Source organism: Anoxybacillus mongoliensis (genome assembly GCF_014201515.1).
Lineage (GTDB): Bacteria > Bacillota > Bacilli > Bacillales > Anoxybacillaceae > Anoxybacillus > Anoxybacillus mongoliensis.
Genome location: NZ_JACHEQ010000008.1, coordinates 55382 through 75421 on the forward strand (window position 1 = coordinate 55382; position 20040 = coordinate 75421).

Annotated in this window: 23 protein-coding genes; all 23 read left to right on the forward strand. The window is 42.7% G+C overall.

Going from position 1 to position 20040, the window contains the following annotated elements; translation table 11 throughout:
• The first annotated feature begins 2 nt into the window (after positions 1 to 2).
• A complete protein-coding gene (locus tag HNR43_RS08695) occupies positions 3 to 1022 on the forward strand; it encodes an NAD(P)H-dependent glycerol-3-phosphate dehydrogenase (RefSeq protein WP_183243071.1) in 1020 nt (339 codons plus the stop codon).
• A 174-nt stretch (positions 1023 to 1196) separates the two neighbouring features.
• On the forward strand, positions 1197 to 1400 hold the full coding sequence (locus tag HNR43_RS08700) for a DUF2768 domain-containing protein (protein ID WP_183243074.1): 204 nt from the start codon (positions 1197 to 1199) through the stop codon (positions 1398 to 1400).
• 15 nt (positions 1401 to 1415) lie between these two features.
• Positions 1416 to 2138 carry a hypothetical protein gene (locus tag HNR43_RS08705; RefSeq protein WP_183243076.1) on the forward strand — a complete coding sequence of 241 codons (723 nt, stop codon included), beginning with the start codon at positions 1416 to 1418 and terminating at the stop codon, positions 2136 to 2138.
• A gap of 124 nt (positions 2139 to 2262) precedes the next feature.
• Positions 2263 to 3741 carry a stage IV sporulation protein A gene (gene spoIVA / locus HNR43_RS08710; protein WP_099668846.1) on the forward strand — a complete coding sequence of 493 codons (1479 nt, stop codon included), beginning with the start codon at positions 2263 to 2265 and terminating at the stop codon, positions 3739 to 3741.
• 259 nt (positions 3742 to 4000) lie between these two features.
• A complete protein-coding gene (locus HNR43_RS08715) occupies positions 4001 to 4273 on the forward strand; it encodes an HU family DNA-binding protein (RefSeq protein ID WP_003394524.1) in 273 nt (90 codons plus the stop codon).
• A gap of 110 nt (positions 4274 to 4383) precedes the next feature.
• Entirely contained in the window at positions 4384 to 4947 is a 564-nt protein-coding gene (gene folE, locus HNR43_RS08720) for a GTP cyclohydrolase I FolE (RefSeq protein WP_035049935.1), read from the forward strand.
• Between the two features lie 10 nt (positions 4948 to 4957).
• Positions 4958 to 5185, forward strand: a complete 228-nt coding sequence (gene mtrB, locus HNR43_RS08725; protein ID WP_004889838.1) for a trp RNA-binding attenuation protein MtrB — start codon at positions 4958 to 4960, stop codon at positions 5183 to 5185.
• 60 nt (positions 5186 to 5245) lie between these two features.
• Positions 5246 to 5896 carry a heptaprenyl diphosphate synthase component 1 gene (locus HNR43_RS08730; RefSeq protein WP_183243078.1) on the forward strand — a complete coding sequence of 217 codons (651 nt, stop codon included), beginning with the start codon at positions 5246 to 5248 and terminating at the stop codon, positions 5894 to 5896.
• Between the two features lie 24 nt (positions 5897 to 5920).
• Complete coding sequence (locus HNR43_RS08735; protein WP_183243080.1) at positions 5921 to 6634, forward strand: demethylmenaquinone methyltransferase; 714 nt, start codon at positions 5921 to 5923, stop codon at positions 6632 to 6634.
• An 11-nt stretch (positions 6635 to 6645) separates the two neighbouring features.
• Positions 6646 to 7608 (forward strand): heptaprenyl diphosphate synthase component II, encoded by a 963-nt coding sequence (gene hepT / locus HNR43_RS08740; protein ID WP_183243082.1) that lies wholly within the window; start codon positions 6646 to 6648, stop codon positions 7606 to 7608.
• Between the two features lie 112 nt (positions 7609 to 7720).
• Positions 7721 to 8167, forward strand: coding sequence for a nucleoside-diphosphate kinase (ndk, locus tag HNR43_RS08745; RefSeq protein WP_032099885.1), 447 nt, complete (start codon positions 7721 to 7723; stop codon positions 8165 to 8167).
• A gap of 98 nt (positions 8168 to 8265) precedes the next feature.
• Positions 8266 to 9036: a CheR family methyltransferase gene (locus HNR43_RS08750; protein WP_183243084.1), complete on the forward strand. Its 771-nt coding sequence runs from the start codon at positions 8266 to 8268 to the stop codon at positions 9034 to 9036.
• A 108-nt stretch (positions 9037 to 9144) separates the two neighbouring features.
• A complete protein-coding gene (gene aroC / locus HNR43_RS08755; protein WP_183243086.1) occupies positions 9145 to 10314 on the forward strand; it encodes a chorismate synthase in 1170 nt (389 codons plus the stop codon).
• Positions 10314 to 11453 (forward strand): 3-dehydroquinate synthase, encoded by a 1140-nt coding sequence (gene aroB, locus HNR43_RS08760; RefSeq protein ID WP_183243088.1) that lies wholly within the window; start codon positions 10314 to 10316, stop codon positions 11451 to 11453. Before aroC ends, aroB begins: the two co-directional genes overlap by 1 nt.
• Entirely contained in the window at positions 11413 to 11793 is a 381-nt protein-coding gene (gene aroH / locus HNR43_RS08765; protein WP_032099881.1) for a chorismate mutase, read from the forward strand. The genes aroB and aroH overlap by 41 nt, the downstream gene beginning before the upstream one ends.
• Positions 11794 to 11968: 175 nt before the next feature.
• Positions 11969 to 13474 (forward strand): anthranilate synthase component I, encoded by a 1506-nt coding sequence (trpE, locus tag HNR43_RS08770; protein WP_183243090.1) that lies wholly within the window; start codon positions 11969 to 11971, stop codon positions 13472 to 13474.
• Positions 13467 to 14477, forward strand: a complete 1011-nt coding sequence (trpD, locus tag HNR43_RS08775; protein ID WP_183243092.1) for an anthranilate phosphoribosyltransferase — start codon at positions 13467 to 13469, stop codon at positions 14475 to 14477. The genes trpE and trpD overlap by 8 nt, the downstream gene beginning before the upstream one ends.
• On the forward strand, positions 14470 to 15231 hold the full coding sequence (trpC, locus tag HNR43_RS08780; protein ID WP_183243093.1) for an indole-3-glycerol phosphate synthase TrpC: 762 nt from the start codon (positions 14470 to 14472) through the stop codon (positions 15229 to 15231). The genes trpD and trpC overlap by 8 nt, the downstream gene beginning before the upstream one ends.
• Positions 15228 to 15857, forward strand: a complete 630-nt coding sequence (locus HNR43_RS08785) for a phosphoribosylanthranilate isomerase (RefSeq protein WP_183243094.1) — start codon at positions 15228 to 15230, stop codon at positions 15855 to 15857. Before trpC ends, HNR43_RS08785 begins: the two co-directional genes overlap by 4 nt.
• Positions 15857 to 17050, forward strand: coding sequence for a tryptophan synthase subunit beta (gene trpB / locus HNR43_RS08790; protein ID WP_183243096.1), 1194 nt, complete (start codon positions 15857 to 15859; stop codon positions 17048 to 17050). Before HNR43_RS08785 ends, trpB begins: the two co-directional genes overlap by 1 nt.
• Positions 17050 to 17889, forward strand: a complete 840-nt coding sequence (gene trpA, locus HNR43_RS08795; protein WP_183243098.1) for a tryptophan synthase subunit alpha — start codon at positions 17050 to 17052, stop codon at positions 17887 to 17889. Before trpB ends, trpA begins: the two co-directional genes overlap by 1 nt.
• Positions 17831 to 18946 (forward strand): histidinol-phosphate transaminase, encoded by a 1116-nt coding sequence (gene hisC, locus HNR43_RS08800; RefSeq protein WP_183243100.1) that lies wholly within the window; start codon positions 17831 to 17833, stop codon positions 18944 to 18946. Before trpA ends, hisC begins: the two co-directional genes overlap by 59 nt.
• Complete coding sequence (locus HNR43_RS08805; protein ID WP_183243102.1) at positions 18928 to 20031, forward strand: prephenate dehydrogenase; 1104 nt, start codon at positions 18928 to 18930, stop codon at positions 20029 to 20031. Before hisC ends, HNR43_RS08805 begins: the two co-directional genes overlap by 19 nt.
• The last annotated feature ends 9 nt before the right edge of the window (positions 20032 to 20040 follow it).

Sequence of the window (20040 nt, forward strand, 5' to 3'; positions counted from 1 at the left end):
AGATGATTGCAGTATTAGGTGCAGGTAGTTGGGGCACGGCTTTGGCGATCGTTCTTGCTGATAATGGACACGACGTTCGACTTTGGGGACAGCGACAAGAACAAATGGATGAAATTAACGAAAAACATACGAACGAGAAATATTTGCCGAATATTCATCTTCCTGAAGCGATTGTTGGCTATGTAGATCTTGTCAAAGCGCTTGAAGGGATTGAAACGGTTGTATTAGCTGTTCCGACAAAAGCGATTCGTGATGTGTTGCAACGTGTTCGCACGTGTATAGAACGGCCGATTACGATCGTCTCAGTCAGTAAAGGCATTGAACCGGATACACATAAACGTATTTCAGAAATTATTGAAGAAGAAATGGGAGAACGGTTGCAAGATGTTGTCGTTTTATCAGGTCCAAGTCACGCCGAGGAAGTGAGTTTGCGTCATCCAACAACAGTGGCGGTATCGTCAAAAAATATGGATGCAGCGGAGCGCATTCAAGATTTATTTATGAATCACCAATATTTTCGCGTATATACAAATCCGGATTTAATCGGAGTAGAAATTGGTGGGGCTTTAAAAAACATTATTGCACTAGCAGCAGGAATTACCGATGGACTTGGTTACGGGGATAATGCAAAAGCTGCATTAATGACGCGCGGGCTTGCGGAAATGGCTCGCCTCGGTAGTCGACTTGGTGCCAACCCGCTTACGTTTGCAGGATTGACAGGAATCGGTGATTTGATTGTGACATGTACAAGCGTCCATTCGCGCAACTGGCGCGCGGGAAATATGCTTGGGAAAGGATATGCGCTTGATGATGTGCTAGCAAATATGGGAATGGTTGTCGAAGGTGTGCGAACGACAAAAGCTGCCTATCAGTTAGCGAAAAAAATGAATGTCGATATGCCGATTACAAATGCACTTTATGATGTATTGTTTAACGGAAAAGATGTGAAAAGTGCGGTAGATTCGTTGATGGCGCGTGGAAAAACATCAGAACTTGAAGATTTAGCAAACATTTCGCTATAATTTTCTTTGAAATAGGCATGTGAAGAGCGCTTTGTTATTTATGTTGCATACAATGCTATGAAAACATTCTCAGACTTGAATGGATGGTGCATGTTTAGTCATCGTCTGAAGTAAAGAAGCCCCGCTTTACTTCAGCTTTTTTATGTAGTCATTAACAGAAAGTGAGGGAGAGAGATGACGCCGGGTCTTTTAAAAATGTGGATTTCATTAACAGGAATCGGACTAATGTTTGTCTCTGTATTTTCGATTTATTTTAGCCGATATAAAGTGAAAAATAAGGTCATCAAAATCGTTTTAGCGACAATTGCATACATAAGTATGATTATCGCTGGTCTCATTATTGTATTCGTCGTATTTAGCGGACCAGTGCAAGAATAAAAGGATGGATGAATGATGAAAAAGTGGCTATTTTCTGCAATGGTCGTTGTCGTATCGATCATGTTATCTGGATGTTTGTATCCGCAAGAGCGATTAGCACAAAACCAAATTCCGTATAAAGAGCAAGTTGAGCGTGTGCAACAAGCAGTAAATGAATATCGACAAGCGACAGGTGGATTACTACCAATTAAAACACGTGAAATGTCTACGCCAATTTATCAAAAATATCCGATCGACTTCAACATGCTTGTGCCACGATATATGGCGGAACCGCCAGGAAATGCGTTTGAAAGCGGCGGTGTATATCAATATGTTCTCGTTGATGTCGAGACAAATCCGACAGTGAAATTGCTCGATTTACGTGCTGCAGAGGCGATTCGTGATTTAAAATTACGTATTCGTATGTATCAAGACGCTCATGGTTACCCACCGTTTAAAGATGTGTTGGCAAAAGGTGTATTTACGCTCGATTACAAGAAGCTTCATTTAGATGCACCTCCCCATGTCGTTAGTCCATACTCAGGGAAGAATCTCCCGCTCATCATTGACGGTCAAGGGGAAATTTATATTGATTACCGTATAGATTTATACGAGAAACTGCAAACAGAGACGCATCATTATCGATATGGGGATGATATTCGCGACTTGCTTGTCAAACATTCGCTTTTTGTGCCTGCTTATTCTCTCCCTTATACGATTGATGAAAAGAAAAAAGAGCCAATTTTTCTTGTGAAATAAGTCATGATCCCTTCTCTAAACAAATACATTTTAGAGAAGGGATTTTTTTAGTCATAAACAAATAGGACAACAACATATGCATATAATGTCCTCATATGTTTTAAATATAAGGGAGGGAAGGCAGTTGGAAAAGGTCGATCTTTTTAAAGATATTGCTGAACGAACAGGCGGAGATATTTATTTAGGGGTTGTCGGTGCCGTTCGAACAGGCAAATCGACATTTATTAAAAAGTTTATGGAACTTGTTGTCATTCCGAATATTCAAAACGAAGCAGATAAAGCTCGGGCACAAGACGAACTGCCACAAAGTGCAGCTGGAAAAACGATTATGACGACAGAGCCGAAGTTTGTTCCGAATCAAGCGGTAAAAGTGAAAGTAGACGATGGACTTGAAGTGAACATTCGTCTTGTAGATTGTGTCGGTTATACAGTGCAAGGGGCAAAAGGTTTTGAAGACGAAAACGGGCCGCGTATGATTCATACACCGTGGTATGAAGAACCAATTCCGTTTCAGGAAGCGGCCGAAATTGGCACAAGAAAAGTCATTCAAGAGCATTCAACGATTGGTGTTGTCATTACAACGGACGGTTCAATTGGAGAAATTCCGCGCGAAAATTATATCGAGGCAGAAGAGCGTGTCGTCAACGAATTGAAAGAGGTCGGTAAGCCGTTCATTATGATTATTAATACGGTGCGTCCACAACACCCAGAAACAGAAACGTTGAAGCAACAATTAAGTGAAAAATACGATATTCCGGTGTTAGCATTAAGTGTGGAAGGCATGCGTGAAGCAGATGTGTATCAAGTGCTTCGAGAAGCATTATATGAATTCCCTGTGCTAGAGGTGAATGTCAATTTACCAAACTGGGTTATGGTGTTGCGTGAAAATCATTGGTTGCGTGAAAGTTATCAAGATGCAGTGCGTGATACAGTAAAAGATATTAAGCGATTACGCGATGTCGATCGTGTCGTACAACAATTTAGCGAATATGATTTTATTGACGAAGCGCGTTTAGCTGGTATTGAAATGGGGCAAGGCATTGCAGAAATTGATTTATATGCGCCGGATGAATTGTACGACCAAATTTTAAAAGAAGTTGTCGGCGTTGAAATTCGCGGAAAAGATCATTTATTGCAATTGATGCAAGATTTTGCTTATGCGAAAGCAGAATACGATCAAATCGCCGATGCGCTTCGCATGGTGAAGCAAACAGGTTATGGCATCGCTGCTCCATCACTTTCTGATATGAGCTTAGATGAACCAGAAATTATTCGCCAAGGCTCTCGTTTTGGGGTTCGACTAAAAGCCGTTGCACCATCCATTCATATGATTAAAGTCGATGTCGAATCGGAGTTTGCGCCGATCATTGGAACAGAAAAACAAAGTGAAGAGCTCGTCCGTTACTTGATGCAAGATTTTGAGGATGACCCGCTGTCTATTTGGAACTCTGATATTTTTGGCCGTTCCCTCAGTTCCATTGTTCGCGAAGGCATTCAAGCGAAGCTAGCACTTATGCCTGAAAATGCCCGTTATAAATTAAAAGAAACGTTAGAGCGCATCATTAACGAAGGATCCGGTGGACTGATTGCCATTATATTATAAAAAGACTCCATTTGGGGTCTTTTTTGCTTTGAAACGAAAATTTTTTCTTGCAGTGAAAAAGAGCGATATGATAATCTTTATTCAGAAAATGTTAGGCTCGTTGGAGAATAATAGGCAAATTGCATGATTTTGCTGAAAAAATGTTGAATTATGAGCAAGAATCAGTTAATATAAGGCATGTTAATGTATAGAAACAATAGAAAGTGTAAACAACTGAAAGTAATGTATAATACATACGCTTTGGGAGGAGGTGAATGGCATGAACAAAACGGAATTAATCAACGCGGTAGCTGAAGCAAGCGGTCTTTCTAAAAAAGATGCATCAAAAGCAGTTGATGCGGTTTTTGACGCGATTACAGAAGCGCTTAAAAACGGTGATAAAGTGCAATTAATCGGTTTTGGTAACTTCGAAGTGCGTGAGCGTGCGGCGCGCAAAGGACGCAACCCACAAACAGGAGAAGAAATCGAAATTGCTGCAAGCAAAGTTCCTGCTTTCAAACCTGGGAAAGCGTTAAAAGATGCTGTAAAGTAAGAAATTACATACAGCCAAAGAGGTAGCCGGTTGCGAGCTACCTCTTCTTTTTTGCCTTTTTTCATCTTTATGTGCTAGAATCGGATTACGTGAGGTTGAATGCTAGGAGGATGCAACAAATGAATGTAGAACAAATCGAACAGGCAGTCCGCTTAATTTTAGAAGCTATTGGCGAAGATCCAAATCGTGAAGGTTTGCTTGATACGCCGAAGCGGGTAGCAAAAATGTATGCAGAAGTGTTTTCAGGTTTAAACGAAGATCCGAAAATACACTTACAAACGGTATTTAGTGAAGATCATGAAGAACTTGTCCTCGTCAAAGACATTCCGTTTTATTCAATGTGTGAACATCATCTCGTTCCATTTTTCGGTGTTGCTCATGTCGCATACATTCCACGCGGCGGCAAAGTGACAGGGTTAAGCAAACTAGCAAGAACGGTTGAAACAGTCGCGCGACGCCCGCAGTTGCAAGAGCGGATTACGGCAACCGTAGCTGACGCCATTATGGAGACGCTCGAACCGCATGGAGTGATGGTTGTTGTCGAAGCTGAACATATGTGCATGACGATGCGTGGCGTGAAAAAACCAGGGGCTAAAACAGTTACAACGGCAGTACGTGGAACGCTGGCAACAGATGACAAAGCACGTGCGGAAATATTAGCGCTTATTAAATAGGAGGGGTATTATGATGCAAGGCGATTATGTTGTGATTAAAGCGTTAGAAGACGGAGTGAATGTCATCGGGTTAACGCGTGGTTCGGATACGCGTTTTCATCATTCTGAAAAGCTCGATCAAGGGGAAGTACTAATTGCGCAATTTACAGAGCATACATCAGCGATTAAAGTACGTGGAAAAGCACTTATTCAAACGCAACATGGCGAAATCCAGTCTGATGCGAAAAATCATCGTTAACGTGAAGACGGTTTATGATATAATAAAGTTTGAGTTTTTGGGAAGCAAGGGTGATAAGTCATGGATATGCAACAGCAAATCGAACAAGTACAAATGCGCATTCAACGCGCAATTGCCCATTCGTACGTAGATCGTTATATACAACCACGCATCATAGACGAAGATCGCGTATCGTTTGCTCTTTCTATGTTACGTTCGGCTCAGGTGGAAGAAAGCATCGCGCTCGATTACGTGTTTGCCATGATGTTAATTCAACTCGCCCTTGACACCCATGACGAAGTAGATGAGCAACAAATGATGCAACAAAAGCAATTAACTGTGCTTGCCGGAGATTTATATAGTGGATTGTACTACGACTTTTTAGCGCGACGACACGACATTTCACTCATTCGTCGCTTTGCTGAAGCGATTAAAGAGATCAACATACAAAAAATTCACCTGCAGCAACTGTCGTCGGATGATCTTGAACGCTTTCATTGCATCGCTGTTATTGAATCCGCCTTGCTTCGTCAGCTTGCGGAACATGTGCATGCCCATGAGTGGGGAGAGTTAGCGTATTACTTATTCGCGCTAAAACGTGTTCGGCGTGATGGAGCGAAATCGACAGCCTTGATGGATTATATCGATCACTGTCAGCGAAAATTACAAGATCTTCTCCCGTTTCATGTGCACGAAGAAGTAAAAGAGCGATTCTCTCATCTCCTCGCTTGATTTTAGTTGAAAGAAGGGGATTTTATGCAACAATCGAAAGAAGAACGTGTGCATCGCGTGTTTGAAAAAATTTCTGACCATTATGATCGGATGAATTCAGTTATTAGTTTTAAACGTCATGTCGCATGGCGAAAAGATACGATGAAACGAATGAATGTACAAAAGGGAGCGAAAGCGCTCGATGTATGTTGCGGGACGGCAGATTGGACAATCGCGTTAGCCGAAGCCGTTGGACCTAGCGGTGAAGTGTATGGGCTTGATTTTAGTCGCAATATGTTAAAAGTAGGGGAAGAAAAAGTAAAAGAGCGTGGTTTTCAACATGTTACGCTTGTCCATGGCAATGCGATGAGTTTACCGTTTCCTGACGATACGTTCGACTATGTTACTATCGGTTTCGGATTGCGTAACGTTCCTGATTATATGACGGTATTAAAAGAAATGTATCGTGTAGCAAAACCAGGCGGAAAAGTTGTTTGTCTAGAAACATCACAGCCAACGCTTATCGGTTTTCGGCAACTGTACTATGCCTATTTTCGCTATATCATGCCCTTTTTTGGGAAAATTTTTGCGAAAAGTTATGAAGAATACTCGTGGTTACAAGAGTCAGCACGCGAATTTCCGGGAATGGATGAGCTCGCAGATATGTTTCGTCAAGCCGGTTTCGTGCGCGTACAAGTGAAACCGTATACGTTTGGAGTGGCGGCGATGCATCTCGGACATAAACCTGATAGATGTTAAGGTGAATAGTGATGAAGCTAAAAGCGATGTATTCGTTTTTAAATGGAGATTTAAACCGAATTGAAGAACAATTGAAAATAACGGTGCAAACGTCCGACCCGCTCGTCAATGAAGCATCGTTACATTTGCTTGAGGCGGGCGGAAAGCGCATTCGTCCAGTGTTTGTTTTGCTTGGCGGACAATTTGGTACGTATCATTTTGAGAAGATGAAGCGGGTAGCTGTGGCTCTGGAGCTCATTCATATGGCTTCCCTTGTCCATGATGATGTGATTGATGGGGCGATGTTGCGACGTGGAAAGGAAACGATTCAAGCGAAATGGGGCGATCGATTTGCCATGTACGTTGGTGACTACTTGTTTGCCCGAGCGCTCGAGCAAATGTGTGAAATCGATGATCCCGTCGCTCATCATATTTTAGCAAACACCATTGTTGAAGTATGTCGAGGAGAAATTGAGCAAATTAGTGACAAATATCGATTTGATCAAAATTTACGTCGCTATTTGCAACGAATTAAGAGAAAAACGGCGTTACTCATTGCAGCAAGTTGCCAACTCGGTGCGGTCGTAGCAGGAGCGCCGGAAGCTGTCCATAAAAAATTGTATTGGTTCGGTTATTACGTCGGTATGTCGTTTCAAATTACAGACGATATTCTCGATTTTATTGGGACGGAAAAGCAACTCGGTAAGCCAGCAGGAAGTGATTTATCGCAAGGAAACGTGACACTTCCTGTTCTGTATGCCATGAAAGAACGAACATTAAAGGAACAAATTATGAAAGTAAACGAACATACGACAAGTCGTGAAATGGCGAATGTCATTGATCGCATTAAGCAAACAAATGCGATCGAAAAGTCATATGAGCTTGGGGATCGCTATCTACAAAAAGCGCTTGATACATTACAAAAGTTGCCACGCAACCGTGCCTGGACAGCGCTTTACAATATTGCAAAATATATCGGGAAACGGAAGTACTAAGAGAAAAAATTAAATCGTTTTCATGGCGAATATTGCTAATTTATATGTAAGATGATATAATTGCAAAGGAATCATTTCCAATACATAACGTATCAGGGGTGGAGAATTCGTCATGGAAAGAACATTTCTAATGGTCAAACCAGATGGGGTACAGCGTGGTGTCATCGGTGATATTGTTGCTCGTTTTGAGCGCAAAGGTTTTCAGCTTGTCGGTGCAAAGTTGATGCAAGTATCGCGCGAGCTTGCTGAACAACATTATGCAGAGCATAAAGAGCGTCCGTTTTTCGGTGAGCTCGTTGAATTTATTACGTCCGGTCCAGTATTTGCGATGGTATGGGAAGGCGAAAACGTCATCGCAACAGCTCGTCAAATGATGGGAAAAACAAACCCACAGGAAGCGTTGCCAGGGACCATTCGCGGTGATTTCGGCCTAACGGTCGGGAAAAACATCATTCACGGCTCTGACTCCAAAGAGAGCGCTGCACGCGAAATTCAACTATTTTTCAAAGAAGAAGAACTCGTTTCTTACAACAAGCTAATGAACGAGTGGATATACTAAAAAAGGTAGGCGCATGCCTATCTTTATTTTTTTATTCCCGTTTTTTCACATTTTCGTTATACTGTATGTATGAAAGAAAAGGAAGAGGAGTTTTTAGAATGAGTGATTATCAACAATTTATTGCAAACGTGAAACGAAAAACAGGCATTGATTTAGCGCTATACAAAGAAGCGCAAATGAAACGGCGATTAACTTCCCTTTACGAAAAAAAAGGATTTAAAAATTTCGATGAATTTTTTCGGGCGATGAATCATGATCAAGCGTTGTTTCATGAGTTTTTAGATCGCATGACGATCAACGTATCTGAATTTTTCCGGAATGCAAAACGATGGGAAGTGTTAGAGAAAAAAATTATTCCGAAACTTCTTGAAAAAAACAAACGATTAAAAGTATGGAGTGCCGCTTGCTCAACTGGGGAAGAACCGTATACGTTAGCAATTATTTTGTCTAAATTTATGCCATTATCGCAAGTGTCTGTATTAGCGACGGATATTGATGATAACGCCATGGCGCGCGCGAAGCTTGGCATTTATATGGAAAGGTCTCTTCAAGAAGTGCCAGAAGACGTGAAGAAAAAATTTTTTGTTAAAGAAGGAGCTCACTATAAAATTATCGATGATATTAAACGAGCGGTCACGTTTAAAAAGCATAATTTGCTTGCCGATCCGTTTGATACAAATTTCGACTTAATTGTTTGTCGCAACGTGCTTATTTATTTTACAGAAGAAGCAAAACATGAATTGTACTTAAAATTTAATCGCGCCCTTCGTCCTGGGGGAATTTTTTTCGTTGGTAGTACGGAACAAATTTTTAATCCGACTGCATACGGTTTTGAAGTGGAAGATACGTTTTTTTATCGAAAAATGTAGTTGCGGCCGAGCCAGGTCGCTTTCTGTGCAATTAAGGGGTTACGTCCGTAGAAAAAATGTGCTATATTCATACATAATCGCTTTAAAGAGATGAAGGGAGAGAGGGAATTGCGATACTTAACAGCTGGTGAATCTCACGGTCCACAATTAACAACAATTATTGAAGGTGTCCCGGCCGGATTGACGCTTTTGGCGGAGCATATTAACGAAGAGTTAGCTCGTCGGCAAAAAGGGTATGGTCGTGGGCGACGCATGCAAATTGAAAAAGACGAAGTAAAGATTTTAAGCGGTGTTCGTCACGGGAAAACGCTCGGTTCTCCGATTACGCTCGTTGTTGAAAATCGCGATTGGAAACATTGGACGAACATTATGGGGATCGAACCGCTCGCTAGTGATACAGAAGAAGTGAAACGAAAAGTGACGCGCCCACGTCCAGGACATGCTGACTTAAACGGGGCGATCAAGTATGGTCATCGTGATATGCGCAACGTATTAGAGCGTTCCTCGGCGCGTGAAACAACGGTGCGCGTAGCAGCTGGAGCGGTAGCGAAGCGCATTTTATCGGAATTAGGTATTCGCATCGCAAGCCACGTCGTTGAAATTGGAGGGGTAAAGGCGGAAAATACCGCATATACATCGCTTGAGGAGTTGCAACGAGTGACAGAACAATCTCCTGTTCGTTGTTTTGATGCGGAAGCGGAAAAAAAGATGATGGCCGCAATTGATGAAGCGAAAGAAAAAGGCGACTCGATTGGTGGAATTGTTGAAGTCATTGTTGAAGGTGTTCCGGTAGGCGTTGGGAGCTATGTTCATTATGATCGGAAGTTAGATGCAAAAATCGCTGCTGCGATTGTTAGCATCAATGCCTTTAAAGGCGTTGAGTTTGGCATCGGATTTGAAGCTGCACGTCGCTTTGGCAGCGAAGTGCACGATGAAATTATATGGAGCAAAGAAACGGGATATACGCGCAAAACAAACCGACTTGGCGGATTTGAAGGCGGGATGACGACGGGCATGCCGATCGTTGTTCGCGGAGTCATGAAGCCGATTCCGACATTATATAAACCGCTCATGAGTGTCGATATTGAAACGAAAGAACCGTTTGCAGCAAGCATTGAACGTTCAGATAGTTGCGCAGTTCCAGCCGCAAGCGTTGTTGCGGAAGCTGTTGTAGCATGGGAAGTTGCCAATGCCATTGTCGAACAATTTGGACAAGATCGCATCGATCTCATTATAGAGAATGTTGAAAACATGCGCCGGTACGCAAAGGAGTTTTAATGATGAAACGCATTCACATCGCTACGTCGTCGAAACAATATGAAGTTGTCATTGGGAATGAATTATTGCATATGATAGATCGCATGATTGATCGTATTTGTCCACATGTGACAGCTGTCCTTATCATTACAGATGAAACAGTCGCTTCGCTTTACTTAGCTGATGTGCAACAAGCTCTTCGTCAAACATATGACCGTGTGTATACTCATATTATTCCAAGTGGAGAAGAAGCGAAGTCATTTGAACAGTTTTACGCGTGCCATACAGCAGCATTAACAAACCGTCTCGATCGTGATTCATTAATCATTGCGCTTGGCGGAGGGGTCGTTGGGGATTTAGCAGGTTTTGTCGCAGCGACATATATGCGTGGCATTCGATTCGTTCAAGTGCCGACGACGTTGCTAGCGCATGATAGTGCTGTTGGTGGGAAAACGGCTATTAACCATCCGCTCGGAAAAAATATGATTGGCGCTTTTTATCAGCCTGAACTCGTTTTTTACGATATTTCTTTGCTTCATACGCTTCCAGAACAGGAAATGCGGTCAGGTTTTGCGGAAATTATTAAACACTCTTTAATTTATGATCGTGTTTTTTTCGGCTGGTTACAAGCGAATGTGCAAAAACTCGATGATTTACGTGGTGACCGTTTGCAATACGCGATTCAAAAAGGAATTGAAATTAAAGCGGCTATTGTCGCCAAAGATGAAAAAGAGCACGGTGTTCGCGCTCATTTAAACTTTGGTCATACGCTCGGTCATGCGCTAGAGAGTGAACTTGGTTATGGGGTGATGACGCACGGAGATGCGGTTGCTCTTGGTATGCTATTTGCCATTTTTGTAAGCGAACATTTTTACAAACAACCGCTTTTTTATTCATCTTTTCGAACGCTGTTTAAACATTACGGGTTTCCAACATCCCTTCCATCGCACGTATCACCTGAACGGTTGCTCGAAAAAATGAAACAAGATAAAAAAGCGAAAGATCAAACGGTGCGTATGGTGTTAATGAAAGAGATTGGAACGGTATGTGTAGAGCGGATAGATGATGAGCAATTACTACAATGGCTATACGTGTTCGCTGAAGAAGGAGGAGGAAAGTGTGATTCGAGCGATTCGCGGGGCAACGACTGTGAGCGATAACGATGAACGAGAAATTATAGACGAAACGAAGCGATTGTTAACGGAAATGATACAGCAAAACGATGTGAAAGCAGAAGACGTCGTATCGGTACTCATTTCGATGACCGATGATTTAAACGCTACGTTTCCAGCAAAAGCGTTGCGTCATCTGGACGGCTGGACGTATGTGCCCGTCATGTGTATGCGTGAAATTAACGTTCCACACGCGTTACCAAAATGTATTCGCGTCATGATGACCGTACATACAAATCGAACGCAACAAGATATGCATCACGTATATTTACGCGATGCTATCCAACTTCGCCCAGATTTAAAGTTGACAAAAAAGTCAGACATATAATATGATGGTTTATAAGTTAGTTGAGTAGAGTAAGAGTTGAGTAGAGTAGAGAATGAGTGAGAGCGGAGCAGAGGATCATTAGGATACGTACGCCTAAAGGCCGCTCGTCTTTAGGCTTTTTTACTTTCCTCTTTGTTTCCCCCTCATGTTCATTCTCCAAGAAAGGAGAACGATCATGAATATAGCTACATTTTTACAAACAGCTTCCCGGTTTCGAACGATTCCGATTGTGCGCCGTTTTTTTGCAGATACGTTTCAACCCATACAGCTATTTGTGGCGTTACGTGATGAGGCGGCGTTTTTGCTTGAGAGCAAAGACGATATGTCCCCTTGGTCGCGCTATTCGTTTATCGGCATTCGCCCGTTTATGTCGATTGAAAGCGATGATGGTAAACAATTTTTTGTGAAAGAAAAGCAACAAGTGCTCGCGTGTACGGCGACAATCCAAGAAGCGTTTGTGACGATGCAACAGCACTTAAACGTTCAACTGTTATCATTGGACGTCCCGTTTCGTGGAGGAGCTGTCGGTTATATAAGCTACGATTTTATTTCTTACATTGAGAGAGTCCCGTATCATGCGTATAACGATTTGCAAATGAAAATCGTCCATTTTGTCGTCTGCGAATCACTTTTTGCCTTTGATCACATAAAAAAAGAGTTATTACTCATTCATTATGTTCGTTTAACGGAAACAGATGATGAAGAAAAACAAGTAGAGAAATATGAGGCAGCTTGCCGAAGAATCGATGAGCTAGCACGTCAAATGGTTCAAGGCTACGATGAACAAGCACATATGATGTTCGACCGAAATATATGTGTTTCATTTGACCGAGTTCGTTCGAATATGGATCGCGAAATGTTTTATGAAGCTGTTGAAAACATTCAATCGTACATTGCCAGCGGAGATGTGTTTCAAACGGTGTTGTCGCAACGATTTGAGATTGAAACTTCCATTCATGGACTTGAGCTATATCGTTTATTACGTTTATTAAATCCGTCACCATACTTATTTTATTTAAAAATTGGTGAAGAACACATCGTCGGTAGCTCCCCAGAGAAGCTCATTCAAGTACGAAACAGGGAGCTTGAAATTGATCCGATCGCAGGGACGCGTCGCCGCGGTAAAAATGAACAAGAAGATGTTGCGCTCATGAACGAGTTGCTTCATGACCCGAAAGAGCGAGCGGAACATTATATGCTTGTCGATTTAGCACGAAACGACATCGGTCGCGTTGCTATGTATGGGACGGTGCGTACGCCACAATTTATGCAAATCGGGAAGTTTTCACACGTCATGCATTTAATCTCAAAAGTAACGGGAACGCTCCGTGATGACGTTCATCCGCTTGATGCCCTTATCGCAGCTTTTCCTGCAGGAACGGTGAGCGGAGCACCGAAAATTCGGGCGATGCAAATTATTCAAGAGCTAGAGCCGACAGCGCGCAACGTGTATGCAGGTGCAGTTGCCTATATTGGTTTTGACGGGAATATTGACTCGTGCATAGCGATTCGCACAGCTGTATTAAAAAATAATGTAGCATACGTACAAGCAGGGGCGGGAATCGTTGCGGATTCATTGCCTGCATTGGAATGGAAAGAAACACGAAATAAAGCGAGCGCTTTAATTCATGCGATTCAGCTTGCAGAGCACGTATTTCAAAGGGGGAAGCGACATGTTTGAACGGTTTTTGCATAAATGTGCTGGACAACAAACGTTGACGGAACAAGAAGCGTATGAAGCGATGCATGCGATGATGAGCGGGGAAGTGGATGAAAGACAAGTAGCTGCTTTTTTAGTTTTGTTGCGGTTTCGTGGTGAAACGGTTGATGAGCTTGTTGGCTTTATTCGGGCCATGCGTGAACGTATGCGAACGGTTTCTTTCGACGAACCAGTGATCGATACGTGTGGAACAGGTGGAGATGGAAAAGGGACATTTAACATTTCGACAGCCGTCGCTTTGCTTGTGGCTTCGCTCGATGTTGCTGTCGCAAAGCACGGCAATCGTGCGGTGTCGTCGACAAGTGGAAGCGCGAATGTCATTGAGCATTTCCTAATCCCAATGCCGAAAACGGAAGAAGAAGCAAAACAAGCGTTACGTACACATCGGCTCGTTTTTTTATTTGCTCCATTTTATCATGAGGCAATGAAGCATGTTGCCCCTGTTCGCCAAAGTTTAAAAATGCGAACAGTATTCAATTTGCTCGGTCCGCTCGTCAATCCAGCTCAACCGAAACGCCAAGTCATTGGCGTACATGATAAAAAAGATGCGCGCAAAATGGCTGAAGCGTTGCGACGAATCGGAACGGAACATACCGTGTTTGTCACAAGTGATGACGGTTTAGATGAATGCAGCATTAGTGCGGCAACGCAATTGATCGAACTCAAACACGACCATATCATTGAGCGCATCATTACACCAGAAGATGTAGGGTTACAGCGTGGTTGTTTGTCTCATATATGCGTTCATAGCGTAAACGAAAGTGCGCAACTCATTGAACACGTGTTTGCTAATCGTGCAAATAAAAGTGCGACAAATATCGTTTTACTAAACGCAGGTGTTACTTTATATGTTGCAGGTGTTGCATCACATATTGAAGAAGGAGTCGATATGGCGAAGCGAGCGATTGAAACGGGTCGTGCTTATGCATATTTACAGCGATTGCGAGGTGCTATGTATGCTTGAAGCCATTTTACAAACAAAGAGAGAAGAAGTTTTATCGTTACAATTACCAGAGACATATGAACAACTTCCGCGTCGTTCGTTTTACGACGCTTTAGCGAAGCCACGTCGCGTTTTAGGATTGATTGCAGAAGTGAAAAAAGCGTCACCATCAAAAGGAATCATTCGACAACATGTGAATGTCGTTGATATTGCCCGCGCATACGAGCAAGCAGGTGCCGATGTCGTGTCTGTTTTAACAGATGAAAAATATTTTGCTGGCCATCGGTCATACGTGACGCAAGTGAAACAACACGTGCAAATTCCAATTTTACGTAAAGACTTTATTATTGATCGTAAACAACTTGTCGAAAGTGTGCGCATTGGCGCAGATGCCATTTTACTCATTGGTGAAGCGCTTGATCCGAGTTTTTTGCATGAATTATATGAAGAAGCGCACGAAATGGGATTGCAATGTTTAGTAGAAGTGCATACCAAAAAAACAGTAGAAGCGATTTTAAAACGTTTCACACCGAAAGTGATTGGCATCAATAATCGCGATTTAACAACGTTTCACACATCGCTTCATGTGACAAAACAAATTGTTCCGCTTTTGCCTCCATGCATTATCGTTAGTGAAAGTGGCATTCACACATACGACGATGTGCAGACGATACGACAAGCCGGTGCCCATGCGATGCTCGTTGGTGAGGCATTTATGCGCAAGCCAGCTGTCGATGTGGCCATTTATGAATTGTTTGGGGAGCGGTATGTATGACCGTTTTAAAATATTGTGGAAATCGTTCATTGCAAGATGTGCAACTTATTGCCAAAAGCAAAGCGGACTATATCGGATTCGTGTTTGCAGAAAGTAAGCGAAAAGTCGAACCGAAAGATGTGAAACGATGGTTATCTGTCGTTCAACTTGAAACAAAACAAATTGTTGGGGTTTTCGTTCATCCAACCGTTTGTTCCGTTGCTTCCGTTCTTGAGCACGTTCCATTATCCATTATTCAATGTCATGGGATGGAAACGGTCCAGACGGTGCAGCAGTTAAAAGAGAGGTTTCAACTTCCAGTTTGGAAGGTTATTCATCACAACCTAGAAGCGTGGACATATATGCGCGCATGGAAAGGCGTTGCAGACGGTTTTGTTATTGATAGCGGACGAAAGGGAGCGTGGGGAGGAACAGGCATCTCATTTGATTGGTGTAATGTTCCTCAATACATGGAAGAAGCATATAAACAAGGTGTGCCTTGTTTCATCGCTGGAGGTATTACGCCAGACAACGTTGAGCAGCTGTTAGCATATGAACCATTCGGGATCGATATCAGTAGTGGAATTGAAGAAAATGATAGAAAAAGCGAAAAAAAAATAAACAAAATTGAACAGAAGGTGAAATGATGTTGACGTTACCAAATGAACGTGGTCGTTTTGGCATGTTTGGTGGAAAATTCGTTCCAGAAACATTAATGCGTCCATTAGCTGATATAGAGCGCCAATTGCATGAAGCATTGGCTGATCCTTCGTTTCATGCCGAATATATGCATCATTTGTATGAATATTCGGGACGACCGACCGCTTTAACATTTGCAAAAAACTTGACAGAACGATTAGGCGGGGCGAAAATGTACTTTAAACGTGAAGACTTAAACCATACCGGTGCTCATAAAATTAACAACGCCATTGGGCAAGCGTTGTTAGCGAAACGAATGGGAAAACGAAAAATTATCGCTGAAACAGGTGCAGGTCAACACGGAGTAGCTGCGGCGACCGTTGCCGCTCGTTTTGGTATGGAATGTAAAGTGTTTATGGGTGAAGAAGATGTGAAGCGACAAGCATTAAACGTATTTCGTATGAAATTGCTTGGTGCACAAGTCATTCCAGTAACAAGCGGCAATCGTACACTAAAAGATGCGACAAACGAAGCGATTCGTTATTGGGTGGAGCATTGTGACGATCATTTTTATATGATTGGCTCTGTCGTTGGACCGCATCCGTATCCGATGATGGTGCGTGAATTTCAACGTATTATCGGGGAAGAAGCGCGCGAACAAATGTTAAAAGTAGAAGGAAAACTCCCAAATACGATCATCGCTTGTGTTGGTGGTGGAAGTAATGCGATTGGCATGTTTCATCCATTTTTAGAGGATGACGTCGAATGTATTGGTGTCGAGGCAGCCGGAAAAGGTGTGCATACAACTGAGCATGCTGCAACAATAACAAAAGGGACAAAAGGTGTCATTCATGGCTCCCTCACATACGTATTGCAAGATGAACACGGTCAAATTACGGAACCTTATTCGATTTCAGCGGGATTGGATTATCCAGGTGTCGGACCAGAACATGCATATTTAGCACATATCGGTCGTGTTCGCTATGAAAGTGTCACAGATGAAGAAGCGATTGCAGCAGTTCAAATGACTGCAGAAACAGAAGGAATCATTCCAGCGATCGAATCGGCGCACGCACTTGCCAAAGCGTTTCAAATCGCCCCCCTTCGCCCAAAACATGAAACGATTCTCGTTTGTTTATCAGGAAGAGGAGATAAAGATGTGCAAACGGTGATGAACTATTTGGAAGGGGATGAGCGGTAATGAAACATTTTATTCCATTTATCGTGGCGGGCGATCCGTGTGAAGAAGTGACGATCGATTTAGTTATTGCTCTTGAACAGGCAGGTGCAACGATATTAGAGCTTGGTGTACCATACTCGGATCCGCTTGCAGATGGTCCGATCATTCAACGGGCAGCGAGCCGGGCTCTAAAAAATGGAATGACCTTAACAAGAGCGCTTGAACTCATCGGCCAAATGCGAAAAAAAGGTGTAAAAATTCCGATTATTGTCTTTACGTATTACAATCCTGTGTTACAATTAGGAGAAGAACGCTTTTTTGCTTTAGCGCAACAAAACGGTGCGAGCGGCGTGCTCATTCCAGATTTACCGTTTGAAGAAAGCGAGCATATGAGAATATTAGGTGACACATATGGAATTCCTTATATTTCGCTCGTCGCCCCAACGTCTCATGAACGCATCGCAATGATTGCCTCGCAAGCTCAATCGTTTTTATATTGCGTGTCATCGTTAGGTGTAACGGGCATTCGGGATTCGTTGCCGGCGGAATTGCACGAATTTTTGAAACAAGTGAAATTATATAGCCGTGTCCCTGTTGTCGTCGGATTCGGTATTTCGACAGCTGAACAAGTAGATCGACTACAACACGTGTGTGATGGCATCGTCATCGGCAGCGCCATTGTACAAAAAATTGAACAGCTTCAACATCAGTTAAACGATGTGCATACACGCTCAAATGCGCTCATCGCTTTTTCTCAATATGTCGTTTCACTTATTGAACCATTAAAAAGGGTGGGGAAAAATGAAAGTCAAACAACAACTGAAACAACTAAAACCGTATCAACCGGGCAAACCGATTGAAGAAGTAAAACGTGAATATCGGTTAGAAACGGTCATTAAACTTGCATCAAATGAAAATCCGTACGGATGTTCACCACTTGCTCAACAGGCGATTATGAAAGAACTTGATTACTTAGCACTGTATCCTGACGGATATAGCCGGTCGTTGCGCGAGGCGCTCGCTAAGCATGTTGGCGTCAATGAAAAACAACTTATTTTTGGAAACGGTTCGGATGAAGTCGTTCAAATCGTTTGTCGCGCCTTTTTACAAAAAGGAACGAATACAGTGATGGCTACGCCGACGTTTCCGCAATATCGTCATAATGCGATCATCGAAGGTGCGGAAGTGCGTGAGATTCCGCTTCAAGACGGACATCATCATTTAGAAGCGATGCTTGAAGCGATCGACGACGATACGCGCGTCGTTTGGATTTGTAGTCCAAACAATCCGACAGGTACGTATGTCAATGACGCTTCTTTACGTGCCTTTTTGGACAAAGTACCGAAACATGTGCTCGTCGTTGTTGATGAAGCGTATTATGAATATGTGCAAGCGGAAGATTATCCAAATACCGTTTCTTTGCTTCAACAATATGAAAATATGATGATTTTACGCACGTTTTCAAAAGCATACGGGTTAGCAGCGCTCCGCATCGGATATGGCATTGCCCACGAGCATATTTTACAAGCAATCGAGCCAGCGCGTGAACCATTTAATACATCTCGGCTGGCGCAAGTGGCAGCATTAGCCGCATTAAACGATCAAACATTTATTGAACAATGTGCACAAAAAAATAAACAAGGGCTAAGTCAATTCTACACATTTTGTGATGAACATAGCTTGCATTACTACAAGTCGGAAGGGAATTTTATTTTAATTGATTTCGGTTTTAGCGGTGACGAAGTGTTTACGTATTTGCTTCAACGCGGCATCATTGTTCGTTCAGGATGCGCTCTCGGTTTTCCAACCGCTGTGCGCATTACAGTCGGATCACCGGAACAAAACGAAACGATTATTCGTGTTTTAACAAACATGTTGAAAGAAAGAAGTGAGCAGTTTTGCGAGGAAACATTTTAATTGCGGGTCTTGGCTTAATTGGTGGTTCGATTGCGCTTGCTATAAAGCGAGCGCATCCGAACGCGACAATGATCGGATATGACGTATCAGACGAATCGTTGCGTTTGGCGCGTTCGCTTGGTGTCATTGATGAAGCAGTATCGTCGTTTGCTCATGGGGCATGTGAAGCGGATGTCATCGTGCTTGCTGCCCCTGTCGTTCAAACGGAGCAATTGCTTCGAGACTTAGTTCATCTCTCGTTGCGCCCAAACGTCATTGTAACAGATGTCGGAAGCACAAAAGAGCGCATCGTCAAACAAGCATTGCCGTTATTAGAAAAAGGAGCGACGTTTATCGGTGGACACCCGATGGCCGGCTCGCATAAAAGTGGAGTGGCAGCTGCGCGTGCGCATTTGTTTGAAAATGCGTTTTACATTTTAACACCAACGGAACATGTGAAAGAAGAAGATGTCATACGACTAAAACATTGGCTTGAAGGAACGAAAGCTCATTTTGTTACATTAACACCGAAAGAGCATGACCGCATTGCTGGCGTCATTAGCCACTTTCCGCACATCATTGCAGCAAGCCTTGTTCATCAAGCACAGCAGTATGAGCGAGAAGATGAACTTGTGAGCCGATTAGCGGCAGGTGGATTTCGTGATATTACGCGCATTGCTTCAAGCAATCCGGAAATGTGGCGTGATATTTTCATACATAATAAAGAGGAGTTGCTGCAGCTGTTTGATCGTTGGATCGAGGAAATGAAAAAAATCCGCACATACGTTGCTGACGGTGATAGCGAACGCATTTATCAATATTTTCATGAAGCGAAACAGTTTCGTGATGGGTTGCCTGTTCGAACGAAAGGAGCGATTCCTTCTTTTTACGATTTGTATGTTGATGTGCCAGACTATCCAGGGGTTATTTCTGAAATTACGGGTTATTTGGCAAAAGCGCGCATTAGTATTACAAACATCCGTATTATTGAAACGCGCGAAGATATTTATGGTGTGCTTCGTTTAAGCTTTCAAACAGAAGATGACCGTCAACGAGCAAAGCATTGTATTGAAGCAAATACAAACTATGAAACGCACGTTGTGTAAAAGAGGGTG